Here is a 377-nt window from a genome sequence, read left to right as displayed (position 1 = left end):
GAGTCCGTCATTATCTAGGGCGATGGTTAAGTCTTGCGCGATTACTGTAGGCGCAGTATCATCAGAGATGGTAACGTTGAAAGTATTTACAGTCTGGTTACCGGCATTATCAGTCACGGTAAGGGTTACAGTATTAACACCAGTATCGTCACAGTCGAAGCTTGACTGGCTGAGTACTTTAGATGCGATACCACAGTTATCAGCACTCTCAACTTCCACCTGATCTACAGTAAGAGAGGCATTACCATTAGCATCCAGGCTTAGTGCTACATCCTGAGTGGAGAGTGTAGGCGGTGTATTATCAGCTACAGTTACGGTAGCCATACCAGTAGAGATATTACCATTGCTATCGGTGACAGTAACCATAACAGAGACAT

General features: G+C 44.8%; 1 protein-coding gene. It reads right to left on the bottom strand.

What is annotated here, in order from left to right; translation table 11 throughout:
* On the bottom strand, window positions 1-377 hold a 377-nt coding region (locus BFP97_RS20085; protein ID WP_139135413.1), incomplete at both ends, for an HYR domain-containing protein.

Source organism: Roseivirga sp. 4D4, assembly GCF_001747095.1.
In the GTDB taxonomy this organism is placed as follows: Bacteria; Bacteroidota; Bacteroidia; order Cytophagales; family Cyclobacteriaceae; genus Roseivirga.
Note: the sequence above shows the minus strand (reverse complement) of the source record. Positions and strands in the feature narration are given on the sequence as shown.